General features: G+C 62.3%; 11 protein-coding genes and 1 pseudogene. 9 read left to right on the top strand and 3 right to left on the bottom strand.

Annotated elements, in window-relative coordinates; all coding sequences use genetic code 11:
* Positions 1 to 71 precede the first annotated feature (71 nt).
* The 3 genes from AC0IYH_RS21885 to aceE all read right to left on the bottom strand — a co-directional run bounded on the left by AC0IYH_RS21885 (position 72) and on the right by aceE (position 7,394).
* Entirely contained in the window at positions 72 to 2,765 is a 2,694-nt protein-coding gene (locus AC0IYH_RS21885) for a GGDEF and EAL domain-containing protein (protein ID WP_122774839.1), read from the bottom strand.
* Between the two features lie 316 nt (positions 2,766 to 3,081).
* A complete protein-coding gene (gene aceF, locus AC0IYH_RS21880; RefSeq protein WP_471836152.1) occupies positions 3,082 to 4,737 on the bottom strand; it encodes a dihydrolipoyllysine-residue acetyltransferase in 1,656 nt (551 codons plus the stop codon).
* Positions 4,738 to 4,748: 11 nt separating this feature from the next.
* Positions 4,749 to 7,394 (bottom strand): pyruvate dehydrogenase (acetyl-transferring), homodimeric type, encoded by a 2,646-nt coding sequence (gene aceE / locus AC0IYH_RS21875; protein ID WP_122774837.1) that lies wholly within the window; start codon positions 7,392 to 7,394, stop codon positions 4,749 to 4,751.
* Positions 7,395 to 7,777: 383 nt separating this feature from the next.
* Here aceE and glnE point away from each other — a divergent pair, with 383 nt between their 5' ends.
* From glnE to AC0IYH_RS21830, 9 genes and pseudogenes are all read left to right on the top strand, one after another.
* The gene (gene glnE / locus AC0IYH_RS21870; protein ID WP_471836150.1) at positions 7,778 to 10,717 is read left to right on the top strand and encodes a bifunctional [glutamate--ammonia ligase]-adenylyl-L-tyrosine phosphorylase/[glutamate--ammonia-ligase] adenylyltransferase; all 2,940 of its coding nucleotides are present in this window, start codon (positions 7,778 to 7,780) and stop codon (positions 10,715 to 10,717) included.
* Between the two features lie 54 nt (positions 10,718 to 10,771).
* On the top strand, positions 10,772 to 11,806 hold the full coding sequence (gene waaF / locus AC0IYH_RS21865) for a lipopolysaccharide heptosyltransferase II (protein ID WP_116627397.1): 1,035 nt from the start codon (positions 10,772 to 10,774) through the stop codon (positions 11,804 to 11,806).
* A 1-nt stretch (position 11,807) separates the two neighbouring features.
* Positions 11,808 to 12,869, top strand: coding sequence for a lipopolysaccharide heptosyltransferase I (gene waaC / locus AC0IYH_RS21860; protein ID WP_471836148.1), 1,062 nt, complete (start codon positions 11,808 to 11,810; stop codon positions 12,867 to 12,869).
* Complete coding sequence (locus tag AC0IYH_RS21855) at positions 12,869 to 13,993, top strand: glycosyltransferase family 4 protein (protein ID WP_471836146.1); 1,125 nt, start codon at positions 12,869 to 12,871, stop codon at positions 13,991 to 13,993. Before waaC ends, AC0IYH_RS21855 begins: the two co-directional genes overlap by 1 nt.
* Positions 13,990 to 14,796, top strand: a complete 807-nt coding sequence (rfaP, locus tag AC0IYH_RS21850; RefSeq protein WP_116627394.1) for a lipopolysaccharide core heptose(I) kinase RfaP — start codon at positions 13,990 to 13,992, stop codon at positions 14,794 to 14,796. The genes AC0IYH_RS21855 and rfaP overlap by 4 nt, the downstream gene beginning before the upstream one ends.
* On the top strand, positions 14,796 to 15,530 hold the full coding sequence (locus tag AC0IYH_RS21845; RefSeq protein WP_122774833.1) for a lipopolysaccharide kinase InaA family protein: 735 nt from the start codon (positions 14,796 to 14,798) through the stop codon (positions 15,528 to 15,530). The genes rfaP and AC0IYH_RS21845 overlap by 1 nt, the downstream gene beginning before the upstream one ends.
* A complete protein-coding gene (locus AC0IYH_RS21840) occupies positions 15,527 to 16,279 on the top strand; it encodes a lipopolysaccharide kinase InaA family protein (RefSeq protein WP_471836144.1) in 753 nt (250 codons plus the stop codon). Before AC0IYH_RS21845 ends, AC0IYH_RS21840 begins: the two co-directional genes overlap by 4 nt.
* Positions 16,279 to 17,736, top strand: coding sequence for a lipopolysaccharide kinase InaA family protein (locus AC0IYH_RS21835; RefSeq protein WP_471836142.1), 1,458 nt, complete (start codon positions 16,279 to 16,281; stop codon positions 17,734 to 17,736). The genes AC0IYH_RS21840 and AC0IYH_RS21835 overlap by 1 nt, the downstream gene beginning before the upstream one ends.
* Positions 17,737 to 17,804: 68 nt before the next feature.
* Positions 17,805 to 18,682 (top strand): annotated as a pseudogene (locus AC0IYH_RS21830) (DUF3800 domain-containing protein).
* Positions 18,683 to 18,964 lie beyond the last annotated feature (282 nt).

Here is an 18,964-nt window from a genome sequence, read left to right as displayed (position 1 = left end):
ATCAGTCCTCTCAGTCAGATTGAGTTGGGTAAAAATTCAGACCGCCAGTGTGCCCGAGTGTTACGGCGCTGTCAGGCGATTGGCCCGCGCGGGTAGCGTTTGAGCTTCTCGAGCAGCTCGGCACCGGGGATTGGCCGGTCGAACAGGTAGCCCTGGCCCACGTCGCAACGATGCCGGCGCAGGAACGCCAGTTGCTCGGAGGTCTCGATGCCTTCGGCCACCACCTTGAGCTTGAGGTTGTGGGCCATGGCGATCACGGCCGAGGTGATTTCCATGTCGTCCTGGTTGTCCGGGATTTCGTGGATAAAGCTGCGATCGATCTTGATGATGTCGATGGGGAATTTTTTCAGGTAGCTCAGCGACGAGTAACCGGTGCCGAAGTCGTCCATGGCCAGGGTCAGGCCAAAGCTCTTCAACTGGTCCAGCTGCAGGCGCGTGTCTTCGGTGGCTTCCAGCAGCAGGCCTTCGGTCAGTTCAAGCTCCAGCAGGTTGGCCGGCAGCTGTTCTTCCTTGAGGATCGTGGCAATCGAGGCCACCAGGTCGGGGTCGGAGAACTGCTTGGGTGACAGGTTGATCGCCACCTGCAAGTTGCCCATGCCGGCGGCGCTCAGTTGCTTGCTCATGCGGCAGGCCTGGCGCGCGATCCACTTGCCGATGGGGATGATCAGCCCGGTCTCTTCGGCCACGCTGATGAACTGGTCGGGGCGGATCATGCCCTTTTCCGGGTGGTTCCAGCGCAGCAGCGCTTCCATGCCCAGCAGGCGGCCGCTGCGCAGGCAGAGCTTGGGCTGGTAGAACACGTCCAGCTCGTTCTGGGTCAGGGCGCGGCGCAGGTTGTTTTCCACGAACAGCTTGTAGCTGGCCTCGGCGTTCAGCGCTTCGGTAAACACCTGTACCTGGTGTTTGCCGTTGGCCTTGGCCTTGTGCAGGGCCAGCCCGGCGTTACGCATCAGGGTCTGCGGGTCGCGGCCATGCAGCGGCGCGCAGGCGAGGCCCACGGAGCCGGTGACGCTGATCAACTGGTTGTCGACGAACATCGGCTTGTCGAGGGTCGCCAACAACTGGCTGGCGACCTGCTGGCCGCTCTCCAAATCTGCGTCATCGAGCAGCACGGCAAATTCGTTACTGGCAAACCGCGCCAGGCTGCCGCCGCTGCTCAGGCTGTTGCGCAGGCGCCGTGCCAGGCTGATCAGCAGCTTGTCGCCGGTCTGGTGGCCGAGGCTGTCGTTGATCCGCTTGAAGTTGTCGATGTCCACCAGCAACAGGCTGATCGGGCTGTCGCTGTCGCGCGCAAAGCGTTCGTCAAGGTTGCGGATGAACGCCGGGCGGTTGCCCAGGTTCGTCAGGTTGTCGGTGTAAGCCAGGCGTTCGATGCGCTGCTGCGCCAGCTTGGTCTGGGTGATGTCTTCGTAGATGCCGATGTAGTGGGTCAGCTCACGGTTGTCGCCATACACCTTGGAGATCGACAGCTGGCCCCAGTAGGGTTCGAGGTTTTTGCGCCGGCTCTTGAACTCGCCCTGCCAGCTGTTGCTCTTGGCCAGGCTGGACGGCGCGTCGAACAGCAATTCACTGAGGTTTTCCAGGGCCGGCAGTTGCGCCAGGCGGTGGCCGTGGACTTCTTCGGCGCTGTACTGGGTGATCGCGGTAAAGCTCGGGTTGACGTACTCGACCACGCCATCGCAGTTGACCAGCAAAAAGGCGTTGGCACTTTGCTCCACCGCACGCTGGAACAGGTGCAGGGCGCTGGTGGCGGTGCGGCGGTTGTGGTTGTTGATCACTTGCGCGAACTGGTCGGCCAGTTCGCCGGCGAAGGCAATCTCATCGGCCTGCCAGGCGCGCGAGCTGCCGCCCTGTTCCAGGCACAGCACGCCGACCACCTGGCCGTCGACACGGATGCTCGCGTCGAGCATGGCGTGGATGTCCTTGGCGCGCAGGTTCTCGGCCATTTCGCGGGTGCGCGGGTCGCGCATGGCATTGGTGGCGTCGATGGCGCGGCTGGTGTGCAGGGCTTCGAGATAATCCGGGAAGCAGCTGGCGTCGATCGGCTCGGGCAAGTGGTGCTGCTGGTCGGCGCGGTGGTACGCCGAGATCGGCACCAGGCGCTGGCCTTCGAGGTTCCAGATGCTCGCGCAGTCGATCTGGTAGATGTCGCAGGCGCTGCGGGTGATCAGCTCGGCGGCTTCCTGCAGCGAATTGTTGCCGGTGTAGCGCTGGCGGGCCAGCAGCAGGATCAGTTCCTGCTGGGCGCGCACCCGTTCCAGGTGCTGCAGTTGTTCCAGCTGGGCGCGCTGGTTGAGCTCCAGGGCGATCTGCAGGCGGCTGTTCTGGCTTTCCAGGTCTGCCGTGGGGGCGGCGCTGGGGATTTCGCTGAACAGGCCGTCGACCACCATCAGGTAGCCGCGCAACAGGTGGCGATTGTGTTGTTTGTAGGCTTCGCCCATTTCCAGCAGGCTCAGCGGGCCGTCGTTGGTGTGCAGGGTGTAGCGCACCAGATAGTGAGGGCTCAGCGTCAGTTGTTGCTGGATGGTGTCGTGCAGTTGATAGCGCGCCTGGGGTTCCATCAGGCTGGCGTAGGGCGTGCCGAGCAGGGCGCACAGCTCGACCGCCGGCAGGCCGAATTGGCGCTCGCAGTTGGGGTCGAGGTAAAGGAGCGCCCAGCTAGCCTCATTCAGCCGCTCGAAACGCAGCATACCGAGGCGCGAGGGCACCGGTAACTGCGTCACTACCTCGGCCGCCATACGGGCGACATCGGGTTGGCTTTTCATGGGGGGAACTCACTTGAAATAACGCGCACGGCGCCGGGCTCACGCCCTCTTTTCTGTTGCCTGCGGCAAGGTTGCATCATGCGGCGCGGGCTGACAAGAGAGGATGAAGGCTAAGTGCTATAAGGGTGTTATCGGCCGCGCGGGGGATTTCTACAGTCGCGGTGATGGAAGGTGTACAAACCTGTTTTGTCTGTCCAATTTATTCGCGCAAAACAGGCAAAAAAAGCCCCGCCAGAGGGCGGGGTTGAGGTACGAGCGTGGCGCTCGGAAATCGTTGCAAGCGCGCCTTCCCGGTGAAGGGGAGGCGCGCTGCGGGTTACAGCAAGATGGTGCGGATGTCGTTGAGCAGTTGGCTCAGGCGCTGCGTGAAGCGTGCAGCAGCGGCGCCGTTGATCACACGGTGATCGTAGGACAGCGACAGCGGCAGCATCAGCTTCGGCTGGAATGCTTTACCGTCCCACACAGGCTGGATAGTGGCCTTGGACACACCCAGGATCGCCACTTCCGGCGCGTTGACGATTGGCGTGAAGCCAGTGCCGCCAATGTGACCGAGGCTGGAGATGGTGAAGCACGCGCCCTGCATGTCGTCCGGGGTGAGCTTCTTGTCACGCGCCTTGGCAGCCAGTGCAGCAGCCTCAGCGGCCAGCTGCAGCAGGCTCTTCTGGTCGACGTTCTTGATGACCGGTACCAGCAGGCCATCCGGGGTATCGACGGCGAAGCCAACGTTCACGTACTTCTTGCGAATGATCGCCTTGCCGCTTGGCGCCAGCGAACTGTTGAAGTCTGGCAGCTCCTTGAGCAGGTGCGCACAGGCTTTGAGCAGCAGTGGCAGCACGGTCAGTTTCACGCCGGCCTTCTCGGCCACGGCTTTCTGCGCAACGCGGAAAGCTTCCAGGTCGGTGATGTCGGCCTGGTCGAACTGAGTCACGTGCGGGATGTTCAGCCAGCTGGCGTGCAGGCCGGCCGCGCCGATTTGCATCAGGCGGGTCATCGGCACTTCTTCGGTTTCGCCGAAGCGGCTGAAGTCCACGGTGCGGATCGGCGGAATGCCCGAACCACCGGTAGCGCCGCCGGCAGCCGGCGCTTCCTTGGCTTTCTGCATCATGTTTTTGACGTAAACCTGCACGTCTTCTTTCAGCACGCGACCGTGCGGGCCGGTGGCCGACACAGCGTTGAGCTCTACGCCGAACTCACGGGCCAGTTGACGCACGGCAGGGCCGGCGTGAACTTTGGCACCGCTTGGCGCAGGTGCAGCAGCGGCAGGGGCCGGAGCGGCCTCGGCTTTTGCAGCAGGCGCAGGTGCGGCGGCAGCCGGTGCAGCTTCAGCCTTGGCGGCCGGAGCAGCAGCCGGGGCTGGAGCAGCGGCAGCTGCAGCTGCAGCGCCTTGTACTTTCAGCTTGAGGATGAAGTCGCCAGTGCCAACTTCGTCTTCCAGCTTGACCGCGATGCTTTCCACCACGCCGGCAGCCGGCGAAGGGATTTCCATGGAGGCCTTGTCGGACTCCAGGGTGATCAGCGACTGGTCGGCTTCGACGGTGTCGCCGACCTTGACCAGCAGCTCGATGATCTTGGCCTTGCCCGACGAACCGATGTCCGGAACATGAATTTCCTGGACAGTGGCGGCGGTCGGTGCAGCAGCCGGGGCCGCTGGGGCCTCGGCAGCAGCAGGTTTTTCGGCAGCAGGCGCTGGTGCAGCCGCAGCAGCAGGAGCCGCCGCCGCAGGGGCCGCATCAGCGGCGCCTTCGATTTCCAGTTCCAGCAGTTCGTCGCCTTCTTTCAGACGGTCGCCCAGCTTCACTTTCAGGCTCTTGACCACGCCGGCCTTGGGAGCAGGGATTTCCATGCTCGCCTTGTCCGATTCCAGGGTCAGGATGCTCTGGTCGGCTTCGACTTTGTCGCCGACCTTCACAAACAGTTCGATTACTTCACCTTCACCGCTGCCGATGTCAGGTACGCGAATGAGTTCGCTCACAAAAAATCTCCTCAGCAGTCCAGTGGGTTGCGTTTTTCCGGGTTGATCCCGAACTTGACGATAGCGTCTGCTACCACCTTGGGTTCGATCTCACCACGGTCAGCCAAGGCTTCCAGGGCTGCCAACACCACGAAATGACGGTCGACTTCGAAGAAGTGACGCAGCTTTTTACGGCTGTCACTGCGACCGAAACCGTCGGTGCCCAGGACTTTGAATTCCTTGGACGGGACCCACTGGCGAATCTGTTCAGCAAACAGCTTCATGTAGTCGGTGGACGCGATGACCGGACCTTTACGGCCGTTCAGGCATTCTTCGACGTAGCTCAGTTGTGGCTTCTGGCCAGGGTGCAGGCGGTTGTTGCGCTCAACGGCCAGGCCGTCGCGGCGCAGTTCGTTGAAGCTGGTAACGCTCCACACGTCGGCGCCGACGTTGAACTCGTCACGCAAGATCTTCGCCGCTTCACGCACTTCGCGCAGGATGGTGCCGGAGCCCATCAGCTGTACGTGGTGCGCTGCTTCCTTGGTGTCTTCTTCGAGCAGGTACATGCCCTTGATGATGCCTTCCTCGACACCGGCCGGCATGGCTGGCTGCTGGTAGGACTCGTTCATCACGGTGATGTAGTAGAAAACGTCCTGCTGCTCTTCGGTCATCTTCTTCATGCCGTCCTGGATGATCACCGCCAGCTCGTAGCCGTAGGTTGGATCAAAGGTGCGGCAGTTCGGGATGGTGGCAGCCAGGATGTGGCTGTGACCGTCTTCGTGTTGCAGGCCTTCGCCGTTCAACGTAGTCCGGCCGGCGGTACCGCCGATCAGGAAGCCACGGGTACGGCTGTCGCCGGCTGCCCACGCCAGGTCGCCAATGCGCTGGAAACCGAACATCGAGTAGAAGATGTAGAACGGCAGCATCGGCTGGTTGTGGCTGGAGTACGAAGTACCGGCAGCGATGAAGGAGCTCATGGCGCCCGCTTCGTTGATGCCTTCTTCGAGGATCTGGCCCTTCTTGTCTTCCTTGTAGAACATCACCTGGTCTTTATCGACTGGCTCGTAGAGCTGGCCGACGGAGGAGTAGATGCCCAACTGACGGAACATGCCTTCCATACCGAAGGTACGGGCTTCGTCCGGGATGATCGGAACGATGCGCGGGCCGATTTCCTTGTCCTTGACCAGCTGCGCCAGGATGCGCACGAAAGCCATGGTGGTGGAGATTTCACGGTCGCCCGAACCGTCAAGGATAGCCTTGAGGGTGCTGAGGTCCGGCGTCGGTACGCTGAAGCTCTGCGCACGGCGCTGTGGCACGAAACCGCCCAGTGCGGCGCGGCGCTCGGCCAGGTAGCGGGCTTCGGCGCTGTTTGGCTCTGGCTTGAAGAACGGCAGGTTCTCCAGCTCTTCGTCTTTGACCGGGATGTCGAAACGGTCGCGGAACAACTTCAGGCTGTCGACATCGACTTTCTTGGTGTTGTGCGCAGTGTTCTTCGCTTCGCCGGCACCGGTGCCATAACCCTTGATGGTCTTGGCCAGGATGACGGTTGGTTGTTCTTTGTGGTTGACCGCTTCGTGGTACGCCGCGTAGACCTTGTACGGGTCGTGGCCGCCACGGTTGAGTTTCCAGATCTCGTCGTCGGACAGGTCTGCAACCATCGCCTTGAGTTCTGGCGTGTTGAAGAAGTGTTCACGCACGAACGCGCCGTCTTTGGCTTTGTAGTTCTGGTACTCGCCGTCGATGACTTCGTCCATGCGACGTTGCAGGATGCCGTCGACGTCCTTGGCCAGCAGTGGGTCCCAGAAACGGCCCCAGATGACTTTGGTCACGTTCCAGTGTGCACCGCGGAACACGCCTTCGAGTTCCTGGATGATCTTGCCGTTGCCGCGAACCGGGCCGTCGAGGCGCTGCAGGTTGCAGTTGATGACGAAGATCAGGTTGTCCAGCTTCTCGCGGCCGGCCAGGGAGATGGCACCCAGGGATTCCGGCTCGTCGCACTCGCCGTCGCCCAGGAAGCACCAGACTTTCTGCTTGCCTTCCGGGATGAAACCACGGGCTTCCAGGTACTTCATGAAGCGTGCCTGGTAGATCGCCTGGATCGGGCCAAGGCCCATGGACACAGTCGGGAACTGCCAGAAATCAGGCATCAGCCATGGGTGCGGGTACGACGACAAGCCGCCACCGTCGACTTCCTGGCGGAAGTTGTTCATCTGGTCTTCGGTGATGCGGCCTTCCATGAACGCACGGGCGTAGACGCCTGGCGAGGTGTGGCCCTGGAAGTAGATCAGGTCGCCGCCGTGTTCGTCGGTCGGGGCCTGGAAGAAGTAGTTGAAGCCGATGTCATACAGGGTTGCGCTGGAAGCGAAGCTGGAGATGTGACCGCCCAAGTCAGAATCTTTCAAGTTCGTGCGCATTACCATCGCCATGGCGTTCCAACGTACCAGCGAGCGAATGCGGCGTTCCATGAACAGGTCGCCAGGCATGCGTGCTTCGTGGGTAACGGGGATGGTGTTGCGGTACGGCGTAGTGATGGCGTAAGGCAATTGCGAACCGCTGCGGGTTGCGAGTTCGCCCATACGGGTCATCAGGTAGTGAGCACGGTCTTCGCCTTCTTTGTCGAGAACCGATTCCAGGGCGTCCAGCCATTCCTGGGTTTCGACGGGATCGAGGTCTTGCATGGCTTGCTCCAGGGCGGAAAGGCTACCAGAATCGGTTGCCTGAAGTTTGCGACTGGCCTTGTGGGCAGACGACATAAATTCTTGGATGGCCGAAGGTTGCTTCGGCGTCCTGTAGTTTTACTACAAATCGTCGGCCATTTCAGCCTTTCGAATGTATATACGAGTAGTAAAACTACACAAGACTGAGCGGATTGCTCGGTCTGGCTGGTGAGCATAATCGTTATTGTTGATCATTTGCGAACAAGAAAAGGTGAATGTTTGATGTTGGCTGCCAAAATGAAATTAATTTCAGCTATTTCTAACCTTTGTTCGACAGTCCTTCACCGAGCGTGGTTCTTGCGTTCACAGCAACAGGCCATTTACGCGCCGATCAAGGATAGACCATGAGCCTTCCAACGCTGGCCAAACTGCCGGCCATTCTCTTGCCTTACGCCCAGCGGGCCGAGCAGTCATTTCGTGACGCCGTGGCCGCGCTGGACGACGATCATGGACTTTCTGCGTGGACGCCGCAACGGTGGGCCGACTTCGCCCGCGTGTGCGCCGCCAGTGATTTCGTGATTGAACAGAGTGTTCGTGACCCTTTGATGTTGCTCGAGCTCGTAGCCTGGGGTGAGCTGGACCGCGGCTTTGCGCCGGGTGAGCTGTGCAGCCAGATCGCCGGCGCGGTGCAACAGGCCGAAACAGAAGATGAACTGGGCCGCGTGCTGCGCCGCCAGCGCACGCGCCAGCAAGTGCGCATCATCTGGCGCGACCTGACCCGCCAGGCCGACCTGGTGCAAACCTGCCGCGACCTCTCCGACATGGCCGACGCCAGCATCGATCAGGCCTACCAGTGGTTGTACCAGCGCCACTGCGTGCAATTCGGCACGCCTACCGGCCGGCGCAGCGGCGAAGCCCAGCACATGGTCATCCTCGGCATGGGCAAGCTCGGCGCGGTGGAGTTGAACCTGTCGTCGGATATCGACCTGATCTTTGCCTACCCCGAAGGCGGCGAGACCGTCGGCGTGAAGCGCTCGCTGGATAACCAGGAATTCTTCATTCGCCTTGGTCAAAAACTGATCAAGGCCCTCGACCCGATGACCGTCGACGGCTTCGTGTTCCGTGTCGACATGCGCCTGCGTCCCTACGGGTCGGCCGGCGCGCTGGTGCTCAGTTTCAATGCGCTGGAGCAGTACTACCAGGACCAGGGCCGCGACTGGGAGCGCTACGCGATGATCAAGGCCCGCGTGGTGGCCGGCGACCAGTTGGCTGGCGCGCAGTTGCTGGATATGTTGCGACCCTTCGTGTACCGCCGTTACCTGGACTTTTCCGCCATCGAAGCGCTGCGCACCATGAAGCAGCTGATCCAGCAGGAAGTGCGGCGCAAGGGCATGGCCGACAATATCAAGCTGGGCTCGGGCGGCATCCGCGAAGTGGAATTTATCGCCCAGGCGTTCCAGCTGATCCACGGCGGCCGCGACCTCAGCCTGCAACAGCGCCCGCTGCTCAAGGTGCTCGGCACCCTCGAAGGCCAGGGCTACCTGCCGCCGGCGGTGATCGCCGAGTTGCGCAATGGCTATGAATTTTTGCGCTACACCGAACACGCGATCCAGGCGATTGCCGATCGCCAGACGCAAATGCTCCCCCACACCCCGGAAGACCAGGCGCGCATTGCCTTTATGTTGGGTTTTGCCGACTGGGCCGCGTTCCATGAGCGCCTGATGCACTGGCGTGGCCGGGTGGATTGGCACTTCCGCCAGGTGATTGCCGATCCTGATGAAGAAGACGGCGAAGAAGGCGAGCTGGTCGTGGGCGGGGAGTGGTTGCCGCTGTGGGAAGAATCCCAGGACGAAGACGCTGCCTGCCGCCAGCTTGCCGAGGGCGGCTTTACCGACGCGCCCAAGGCGCTCAAGGCTCTCGCCGGCCTGCGCGGCAGCCCGCAATTGCGCGCCATGCAGCGCCTCGGTCGCGAGCGGCTGGATGCCTTTATTCCGCGCCTGCTGGCCCAGTCCGTCGAGCACGCCAACCCTGACTTGGTGCTTGAGCGCGTGCTGCCATTGGTGGAAGCCGTCGCGCGGCGTTCCGCCTACCTGGTGCTGCTCACCGAAAACCCCGACGCTCTGCGCCGTCTGCTGACCCTGTGCGCCGCCAGCCCCTGGATCGCCGAGCAGATCACGCGCTTCCCGCTGCTGCTGGATGAATTGCTCAACGAAGGCCGCCTGTTCAAGCCGCCCTTGGCGCCGGAACTCGCCGCCGAGCTGCGCGAGCGCCTCACGCGCATCCCCGAGGACGACCTTGAGCAGCAGATGGAAGCCCTGCGTCACTTCAAACTGGCCCACCGCCTGCGCGTGGCCGCCTCGGAAATCGCCGGCAGCCTGCCGTTGATGAAAGTCAGCGACTACCTCACCTGGCTCGCCGAAGCCATCCTCGAACAAGTGCTGGCCCTGGCCTGGCGCCAGACCGTGGCGCGCCACGGCTCGCCGCAGCGTTTGGACGGCACCCTGTGCGACCCGGGGTTCATCATTGTCGGCTATGGCAAAGTCGGCGGGATCGAACTGGGGCATGGTTCCGACCTGGACCTGGTATTTGTCCACGACGGCGACCCGCAGGCCGAAACCGACGGCGCCAAGCCGATTGATGGCGCGCAGTTTTTTACGCGCCTGGGCCAGAGGATCATTCACTTGCTGACCACCCAGACCAACTCCGGCCAGTTGTATGAAGTGGACATGCGCCTGCGACCTTCCGGCGCGTCCGGTTTGCTGGTGAGTTCGCTGGGGGCGTTCGAGCGCTATCAACAAAATGAAGCCTGGACCTGGGAGCATCAGGCCCTGATCCGCGCGCGGGTGCTGGTCGGCAGCCAGGATGTGGGCCAGGCGTTCGAGCAGGTACGCGCTAAAGTGTTGGGGCGTGAGCGCGACTTGGCCACGCTGCGCCAGGAGGTCAGCGAGATGCGCGCGAAGATGCGTGACAACCTCGGCACCAAGAGCACCGCGGCCGGAACCGGCGCCAATGCCTTCGAGGCCACGGCGGCGTTCGACCTCAAGCAGGACGCCGGAGGTATCGTCGATATTGAATTTATGGTGCAATACGCGGCTTTGGCGTGGTCTGCGCAACATCCATCGTTGCTGCGCTATACCGACAATATCCGCATTCTGGAAGGCCTGGAGCAGGTGGGGTTGATGCCCGCCGCCGATGCCCATCTGCTGCGCGAGGTGTATAAGGCCTACCGTTCCGCCGCGCACCGCCAGGCCCTGCAAAACGAGGCCGGTACGGTTGCCGGGGACCAGTTCGCCGACGAACGGCGGCAGGTGATGCGAATCTGGCAGGCGCTGGGCTTGAGCTGAAACACTATTAGGGCGGGGAGGCATAAGCCTCCCCGCATCGTTTGTGGAAACTACATGAATATTCTGATCGTTGGGCCCAGTTGGGTCGGTGACATGGTGATGGCACAGACACTGTTCCAGTGCCTGCGCCAGCGCTATCCAGACTGCCAGATCGACGTGCTCGCCCCCGAGTGGAGCCGGCCGATCCTTGAGCGCATGCCCGAAGTGCGCGCGGCCTTGAGCTTTCCGCTCGGCCATGGCGCGCTGGAACTGGCGACCCGCCGGCGTATCGGCAAATCCCTGGCCGGCCAGTACGACCAGGCGATCCTGCTGCCCAATTCGCTGAAGTCGGCGTTGGTGCCGTATTTTGCCGGCATCCCCAAGCGCACCGGCTGGCGCGGCGAATTCCGCTACGTGCTGCTCAACGACGTGCGCACGCTGGACAAAGCCCGCTACCCGCTGATGATCGAACGCTTCATGGCCCTGGCCTACGCGCCCGGCGCCGAGCTGCCCAAGCCGTACCCGCGCCCGAGCCTGCAGATTGACCCGGTGAGCCGCGACGCCGCGCTGGCCAAGTTCGGCCTGCAACTGGATCGCCCGGTGTTGGCGCTGTGCCCAGGGGCCGAGTTTGGCGAGTCCAAGCGCTGGCCGTCGGAGCATTACGCCAAGGTCGCCGAGGCGAAAATTCGCGAAGGCTGGCAGGTGTGGTTGTTCGGTTCGAAAAAGGATCACCCGGTGGGTGAAGACATTCGCCAGCGCCTGATCCCCGGCCTGCGCGAAGAGGCGGTGAACCTCAGTGGCGACACCTCGTTGGCCGAGGCCATCGACTTGCTGTCCTGCGCTGACTCGGTGGTATCCAACGACTCCGGCCTGATGCACGTGGCCGCCGCGCTGAACCGCCCGCTGGTGGCGGTGTACGGTTCCACATCGCCGGGCTTTACCCCGCCGCTGGCCGACAAGGTCGAAGTGGTGCGCCTGGGCCTCGATTGCAGCCCGTGCTTTGATCGCACCTGCCGTTTCGGCCACTACAACTGCATGCGCCAGTTGTTGCCGCAGCCGGTGAACGAGGCTTTGCAGCGCTTGCAAGGCACTGCGGTCGAGGTCCACTGAGTTGCGGGTACTGGTAATCAAGACCTCATCCCTGGGCGACGTGATCCATGCGTTGCCGGCACTTACCGACGCGGCGCGGGCGATCCCCGGCATTCAGTTCGACTGGGTGGTGGAAGAAGGCTTTGCCGAAATCCCCACCTGGCACCCGGCGGTGGGCAAGGTGATCCCGGTGGCGATCCGCCGCTGGCGCAAGAACCTCTGGCAGACCATCAAGAGCGGCGAGTGGCGACGCTTCAAGCAGAGCGTCCAGTCGACCAAGTACGACTTGGTGATCGATGCCCAGGGCCTGCTGAAAAGCGCCTGGCTGACCCGTTACGTGCGCGCTCCCGTTGCCGGTTTTGACAAGAACTCCGCCCGTGAACCGCTCGCCGCGCGCTTCTATTCGCGACGCCTGGCCGTGGCGCGTGGGCAGCACGCCGTGGAGCGCCTGCGCCAACTGTTTGCCGTGGCGCTGGGCTACGACCTGCCCAAAGGCCTGGGTGACTACGGCCTGAGCACGGAAAAACTGCTCGGCCTGCCGCCGGAAAAACCTTTTGTACTGCTGCTGCATGGCACCACCTGGGACACCAAGCATTGGCCCGAAGCCTACTGGCGCGAGCTGGCCGAGCGCATGGGTCGCCTGGGGGTGGACGTGAAACTGCCGTGGGGCAACCCCGCCGAAAAAGCCCGCGCCGAGCGCCTGGCCCAAGGCCTGAAAAACGCCGAAGTGCTGCCCAAGCTCAACCTGGCCGGCGTGGCCCGCGTGCTGGCCGGCGCCCGTGCCTGTGTGGCGGTGGACACCGGCCTGGGCCACCTGGCCGCGGCGCTGGATGTGCCGACCATTTCCCTGTTCGGCCCCACCAACCCCGGCCTGACAGGCGCCTACGGCAAGGGCCAGATTCACCTGGCCAGCGACTTCCCCTGCGCGCCGTGCCTGCAAAAACAATGTACCTATCAACCGACGGCCGACGACCTGCGTCGGTTCGACATCAAGCGCGAGTCGCCCCTGTGCTTCACGCGCTTGAACCCTGAGCGTGTGGCAAGCCGACTGAGCACGTTGTTATTGGCTGAGGAGCTGCACTGATGCAACTGGCTTTTGTTTTGTACAAATACTTCCCGTTCGGTGGTCTGCAGCGCGACTTCATGCGCATCGCCCTGGAGTGCCAGCAGCGCGGCCATACGATTCGCGTCTACACGCTGATCTGGGAAGGCGATATCCCGCCCGGCTTTGAAGTGCTGGTGGCGCCGGTCAAGGCGTTCTTCAACCATCGGCGCAACGAGAAGCTGCTGGAATGGATGGACGCCGACCTGGCCAAGCGCCCGGTGGACCGCCTGATCGGCTTTAACAAAATGCCCGGCCTGGACGTGTACTACGCCGCCGACGGCTGCTTTGAAGACAAGGCGCAAAACCTGCGCCACTCGCTGTACCGCTACTTTGGCCGCTACAAGCACTTTGCCGAGTACGAGCGCGCGGTGTTCGCCAAGGACGCCAAGACCGAAGTGTTGATGATTTCCGAAGTGCAGCAGCCGCTGTTCATCAAGCACTACGACACCCCGCTGGAGCGCTTCCATCTGCTGCCGCCGGGCATCGCCCAGGACCGTCGCGCGCCGCCGAATGCGGCGCAAATCCGCGAAGGTTTCCGCCAGGAATTCAACCTCGGCGACGACGACCTGCTGCTGGTGCAGATCGGTTCCGGCTTCAAGACCAAGGGCGTCGACCGCAGCCTCAAAGCGGTGGCCGCGTTGCCGTCCGAGCTGAAGAAACGCACGCGCCTGTTTGTAATCGGCCAGGACGACCCCAAAGTATTCCAACTGCAAAGCGCGACCCTGGGGTTGGGCGATAACGTGCAGTTCCTCAAGGGCCGCAGCGATATCCCGCGTTTCCTGCTGGGCGCCGACCTGTTGATTCACCCGGCGTACAACGAAAACACCGGCACCGTGCTGCTCGAAGCCCTGGTGGCCGGGCTGCCGGTACTTGTCTCGGCGGTGTGTGGTTATGCCCATTACATTGGCGAAGCCGACAGCGGCCTGGTGCTCGATGAGCCGTTTGAACAGGCGCAGTTGAACCAGTACCTGACCCGCATGTTGACCGATTCTGCACAGCGCGCGGCCTGGGGCCGCAATGGGTTGGCCTTCGCCGAGACGGCCGACCTCTACAGCATGCCGCAGCACGCTGCGGATGTGATTCTGGCGGAGCCAAAACCATGAAGTTGATTCTTGCCGAACCGTTCAAGACGCTATGGGCCGGGCTCGATGCCTTCGCCGAAGTCGAGAAACTGCAAGGCCAGGTATTCCGTGAGCTGGCGGCGCGTCGCACATTGCGCACCGAGGTCGCGGGTCGCCCGTATTTCGTGAAAATCCACCGTGGCATCGGCTGGGCGGAAATCTTCAAAAACCTGATCACCGCCAAGTTGCCGGTGCTCGGTGCCGGCCTGGAATGGGATGCCATTCACCGCCTGCAGGAGCTCGGCGTGCCGACCATGACCGGCGTGGCCTTCGGCGAAAAGGGCAGCAACCCGGCGGACCAGCACTCGTTCATCATCACCGAAGAGCTGGCGCCAACCCTCAGCCTCGAAGACGTGACGATCAACTGGGTCGCCGAACCGCCAGCACCGGCGTTGCGCCACGCGCTTACGGCGGAGCTGGCGCGCATGGTCGGCGACATGCACCGTGGCGGCGTCAACCACCGCGACTGCTACCTATGCCACTTCCTGCTCGACACCTCCAGGCCTGTCGACGCGAATAACATCAAGCTCTCAGTGATCGACCTGCACCGCGCCCAGCTGCGCGCGCATTTGCCGCTGCGCTGGCGCGATAAAGACTTGTCGGCGCTGTACTACTCGGCGCTGGACATCGGCCTGACCCGCCGCGACAAGCTGCGTTTCCTCAAGGGCTATTTCCGCCAGCCGCTGCGCCAGATCCTGGCGGAGCAATCGGCGTCCCTGAGCCTGATGCAGCGCAAGGCCGACAAACTCTATGCACGCAAGCAACGTTACGGGGATGCGATCTGATGGCGGGTTGGAACCTGGAACCTGCTTACGCGAATCTGGCGGATGATTTTGGCAGCCTCGAGGCGGTGTTTGACCTGCAAGGGCAACGCCTGACCCGTGACCCACTGTCGGAAGTGATCCGTGTGGAGCGCGGCGGGGTCAATTACTACGTCAAGCGCTACACCGGCGCTGGCAAAGGGCTGCGGCGCTACCTGGGCAAACCACGGGTCAAGTCCGAGTGGCAGAACCTCAAGCGCTTCGCCAAGTGGGGCATCCCCACGGCGGATGTGGTTGCCTGGGGCCTGGAGCGCAACGGCCTGGCCTACGACCGTGGCGCGATGATCACCCGCGAGCTGCCGAACACCGAAGACCTCTCGGTGCTCGCCGACCGCAACGACGCGCGCCTGCGCGACCCCAAGTGGGTCAGTGCGGTGAGCCGCCAGCTCGCCGAATACACGCGGACCATGCACGACCACCGCTTCACCCATAACGATTTGAAGTGGCGCAACCTGCTGATCGACGACCAGTCGACCCTGTACCTGATCGACTGCCCCAACGGCGATTTCTGGCGCGGTTTCTGGCTCAAGTACCGCATCACCAAAGACCTGGCGTGCCTGGACAAGGTGGCCAAGTATCACCTGTCAGCCACCCAGCGCCTGCGCTTCTACATGCAGTACCGCCAATGCCGGCACTTGAGTGACTCGGACAAGCGGCGTATTCGCCACGTGGTGAAGTTTTTCGAGGGACGCGAATGAGTGATTTCCTGGCGGCTGAAGACCGTGCGCTGCTGGAGCGCCATGGCCTGGCCACTTTCGACGCGCTGTGGGCCAAGCAATTGGACGCCGTGGACGAACCGAACACCAGCCGTGGCGGCTGGAGCAGCGTGTTCCGCCTGGAGCTGGACGGCCACGGCTATTACCTCAAGCGCCAGAGCAACTACCTCACGCGCAGCTTGCACCGGCCGCTCGGCGAGCCAAGCTTCTCCCGCGAATTTCGCAATATCAGCCGCTACCGCACGCTCGGCATCCCGGCGTTGCAGGCGGCGTTCTATGGCGAACGCAAAGTCGCCGGCGAACACCGCGCGATGCTGCTGACCCGCGCCCTGGACGGCTGGAATGACCTGGAGTCGTTGCTGGAGCAGTGGTCGCAACTGAGCGACGCTCAGCACCGCGCGATCCTGTTGGCCTGTGGTCAGCTGGCGCGCCGGCTGCACAACGTCGGCCAGGTGCATGGCTGCTTTTACCCCAAGCATATTTTCCTGCAGGCCACCGGCGACGGTTATGCCGCGCAGTTAATCGACCTGGAGAAAACCCGCCCGCTGCTGTTCGGTTGGCGCGATCGGGTCAAGGACCTGGAGCCGCTGTTGCGCCGTGCGCGGCCGTGGTCCGACGCGCAGGTGCGCCAGCTGCTGGCGGCCTATCTCGACCAGCCCGAAGACAGCGCGCTCGTCAGCACCTGGCTGCAACGCCTGACCAAGCGGCGCAGCCACAAGGAGAACCGCTGATGCGCTTGAGCGAGCTGAAACACGCCGGCCGCACCCCGAGCCTGCCCCTGACCCTCGACCTCGCAGACGCCGCCGGCCCCGGCCAGTTGCAACTGCTGAGCCTGTTGCGCGTGTTGCCGGGCGAGCGCTACGTGGGCGCGGCGGTTTGGCGTGGGCGCCCGGTGCTGGCCAAGTTATTGGTGGGCAGCAAGGCGGCGCGGCATTTTCAGCGTGAACGCAGTGGCGTGCGCCTGCTCGCCGAGCAAGGCCTGACCACGCCGCTGCTGCTCGCCGATGGCCTGCAGGACGGCGAGGGCGGCTGGCTGCTGTTTGAATTTATCGAAGGCGCCGAAAGCCTGGCCGATGCCTGGCACGCCGTCGAAGCGTTGCCGCCGTTGGCCGACGAACAAACCGCCGTGCTCGCCGAGGCGCTGGGCGCGATTGCGCAGATGCATGCCAAGGGCCTGTGGCAGGAAGACCTGCACCTGGACAACCTGCTGCGCCAGAACGGCAAGCTGTACTTGATCGACGGTGCCGGGATCCGCGTGGAAGAAGCCGGCAAGCCGCTGTCGCGCAACCGCGTGCTGGAAAACCTCGGAGTATTTTTTGCCCAGTTGCCGAAAAACCTCGAACCGTTCACCGAAGAATTGCTGGTGTACTACCTGCTGAGCAATGGCGAACACGCTTTGCCCCTGCAGGCGCTGGAAGCACAGGTGCGCAAGGTCAGTGCCTGGCGCCTGAAAGACTTTCTGAACAAGGTCGGCCGCGAATGCACGCTGTTCAGCGTGCAGCGCGGCGCCTTTGCCTTGCGTGCGATCCGCCGCGAGGAAGAGCCCGCGATGCTGCCGGTGCTGGCGCAGGCGGATGCGCTGCTGGATCAGGGTCACCTGTACAAGACCGGTGGCGCAGCGAGCGTGGCCAAGGTCGACGTGGCCGGCCGGCCGCTGGTGATCAAGCGCTACAACATCAAGGGTTTTGCCCATTGGCTCAAACGCTTCTGGCGCCCGAGCCGCGCCTGGCATTCGTGGCGCGAAGGCAACCGCCTGGCGTTCCTCGGCATCGCCACGCCCAAGCCGCTGGCCGTGCTGGAAACGCGTTTCCTGTGGCTGCGCAGCCGCGCGTACCTGATCACCGAATACCTGCCGGGGCCGGACATCATCGAGCGTTTCGCGCCCTATGTGGAGCTCGGCGATGCACCGGAAAACGAGCTGCAGGCGCTGGACCACCTGTTCGCCGAGCTGATCCGCGAACGTATCAGCCATGGCGACTTCAAGGGCCATAACCTGTTCTGGCACGAAGACCGCTGGGCCCTGATCGACCTGGACGCGATGTGCCAACACCGCACCCTCGCCAGCTTCGCCCCGGCCTACGCCAAGGACCGCGCGCGGTTTATGCGTAACTGGCCTGCGAGCAGTGCGTTGTACCAACTGATTGATCAGCGGTTGCCGAAAGCAATTCAGGGTGGTGGCCCTCTGTAGCAGAACGTGAGGGCAATATGGGTGGGGTCAGCGACAAAAAAATAAGCCCCCTCAGGATTGAGCATTCCATGGCAGATGAGAAACTAACTTCCCAGCAGTTCTTGCTCTTTGAAAGTGAAAGCGAGGCTGAGCGCGCTGCTGAGGTCGTGGCAGCAAATCCGCCGAAAGGGGAGTTCAGCGACTTCATTGTCTATGTGGATGAAAGTGGCGATCACGGGATGCAAACACTCGATCCCAACTATCCCATGTTTGTTTTGGCGTTCTGTGTTTTTCATAAGCGGCATTATTGTGAAAAGGTCATTCCTGCCCTTCAAAAGTTCAAGTTCAACCACATGGGGCATGATCTTGTCGGCTTGCATGAGCTTGAAACTCGGAAGGAAAAAGGGGCGTTCTCGAACATGTTCGTCTCTCGTTTGCACAAGCATGCCTTTCTGGAGGAGCTGACAAGCATCATTGAGTCGAGCAACTTTGTTTTGATCAGTTGTGTGATTGATAAAGCCACTCTTCGGGAGCAGCAAGGCCCGGTACATAACCCCTACCATCTGGCATTGGGGTTCTGCCTTGAAACGCTTTACGAGTTTCTCCTAGAGAAAAATCAGCAGGGAGCGTTGACTCACGCGATTTTCGAGCGCCGAGGCCGTAAAGAGGATAATGAGCTTGAGTTGGAGTTTCGTCGGATGTGCGACGGTGCCAATCGTCCGGGTATTCGTCTGCCGTTTGATATCGTGTTCGCGACCAAACAGGTCAATTCGACAGGATTGCAGCTTGCGGATCTTGTTGCGCGGCCCATCGGCATGAGCGTTCTACGGCCCGGTCAGGAGAATCGTGCCTTTGACGTGCTCAAGCGCAAGTTTTATTGCAGCGGAGGGCGGGGCAAGGTAGGTGAAGGTTTTGAAAACTGGGGATTAAAAATTTCCCCGCTGCAGAAAGCGAAAAGCCCCGGTGAAACTCACCGAGGCTATAGCGCCGACCGGGATCCCCCAGTCCATTTGTGCGGCCGATTCTAAGCTTGCGGATTTAGAGTGTCAACGCGGGCAGCCCAAGCCGTCGGCGGCCGCTGAGCGCGAAGGATTAAGTGAGGCACTCAGGTTTGGCAACTGTTGCCTGAGCAACACCCATCAAGCAGTTGACGGCCAATAACGACAGCCCGATTCCGCTTCAGGCTTTTATCCCGTTGATTTAACGCGATAAAAATCCTGGCACGGGCTCTGCAATAGCGTTCGGTGAA

The organism is Pseudomonas sp. AC463, from assembly GCF_979253585.1.
The sequence above is the reverse complement of the archived record's forward strand: the minus strand, read 5'-3'. Positions and strand labels throughout refer to the sequence as shown.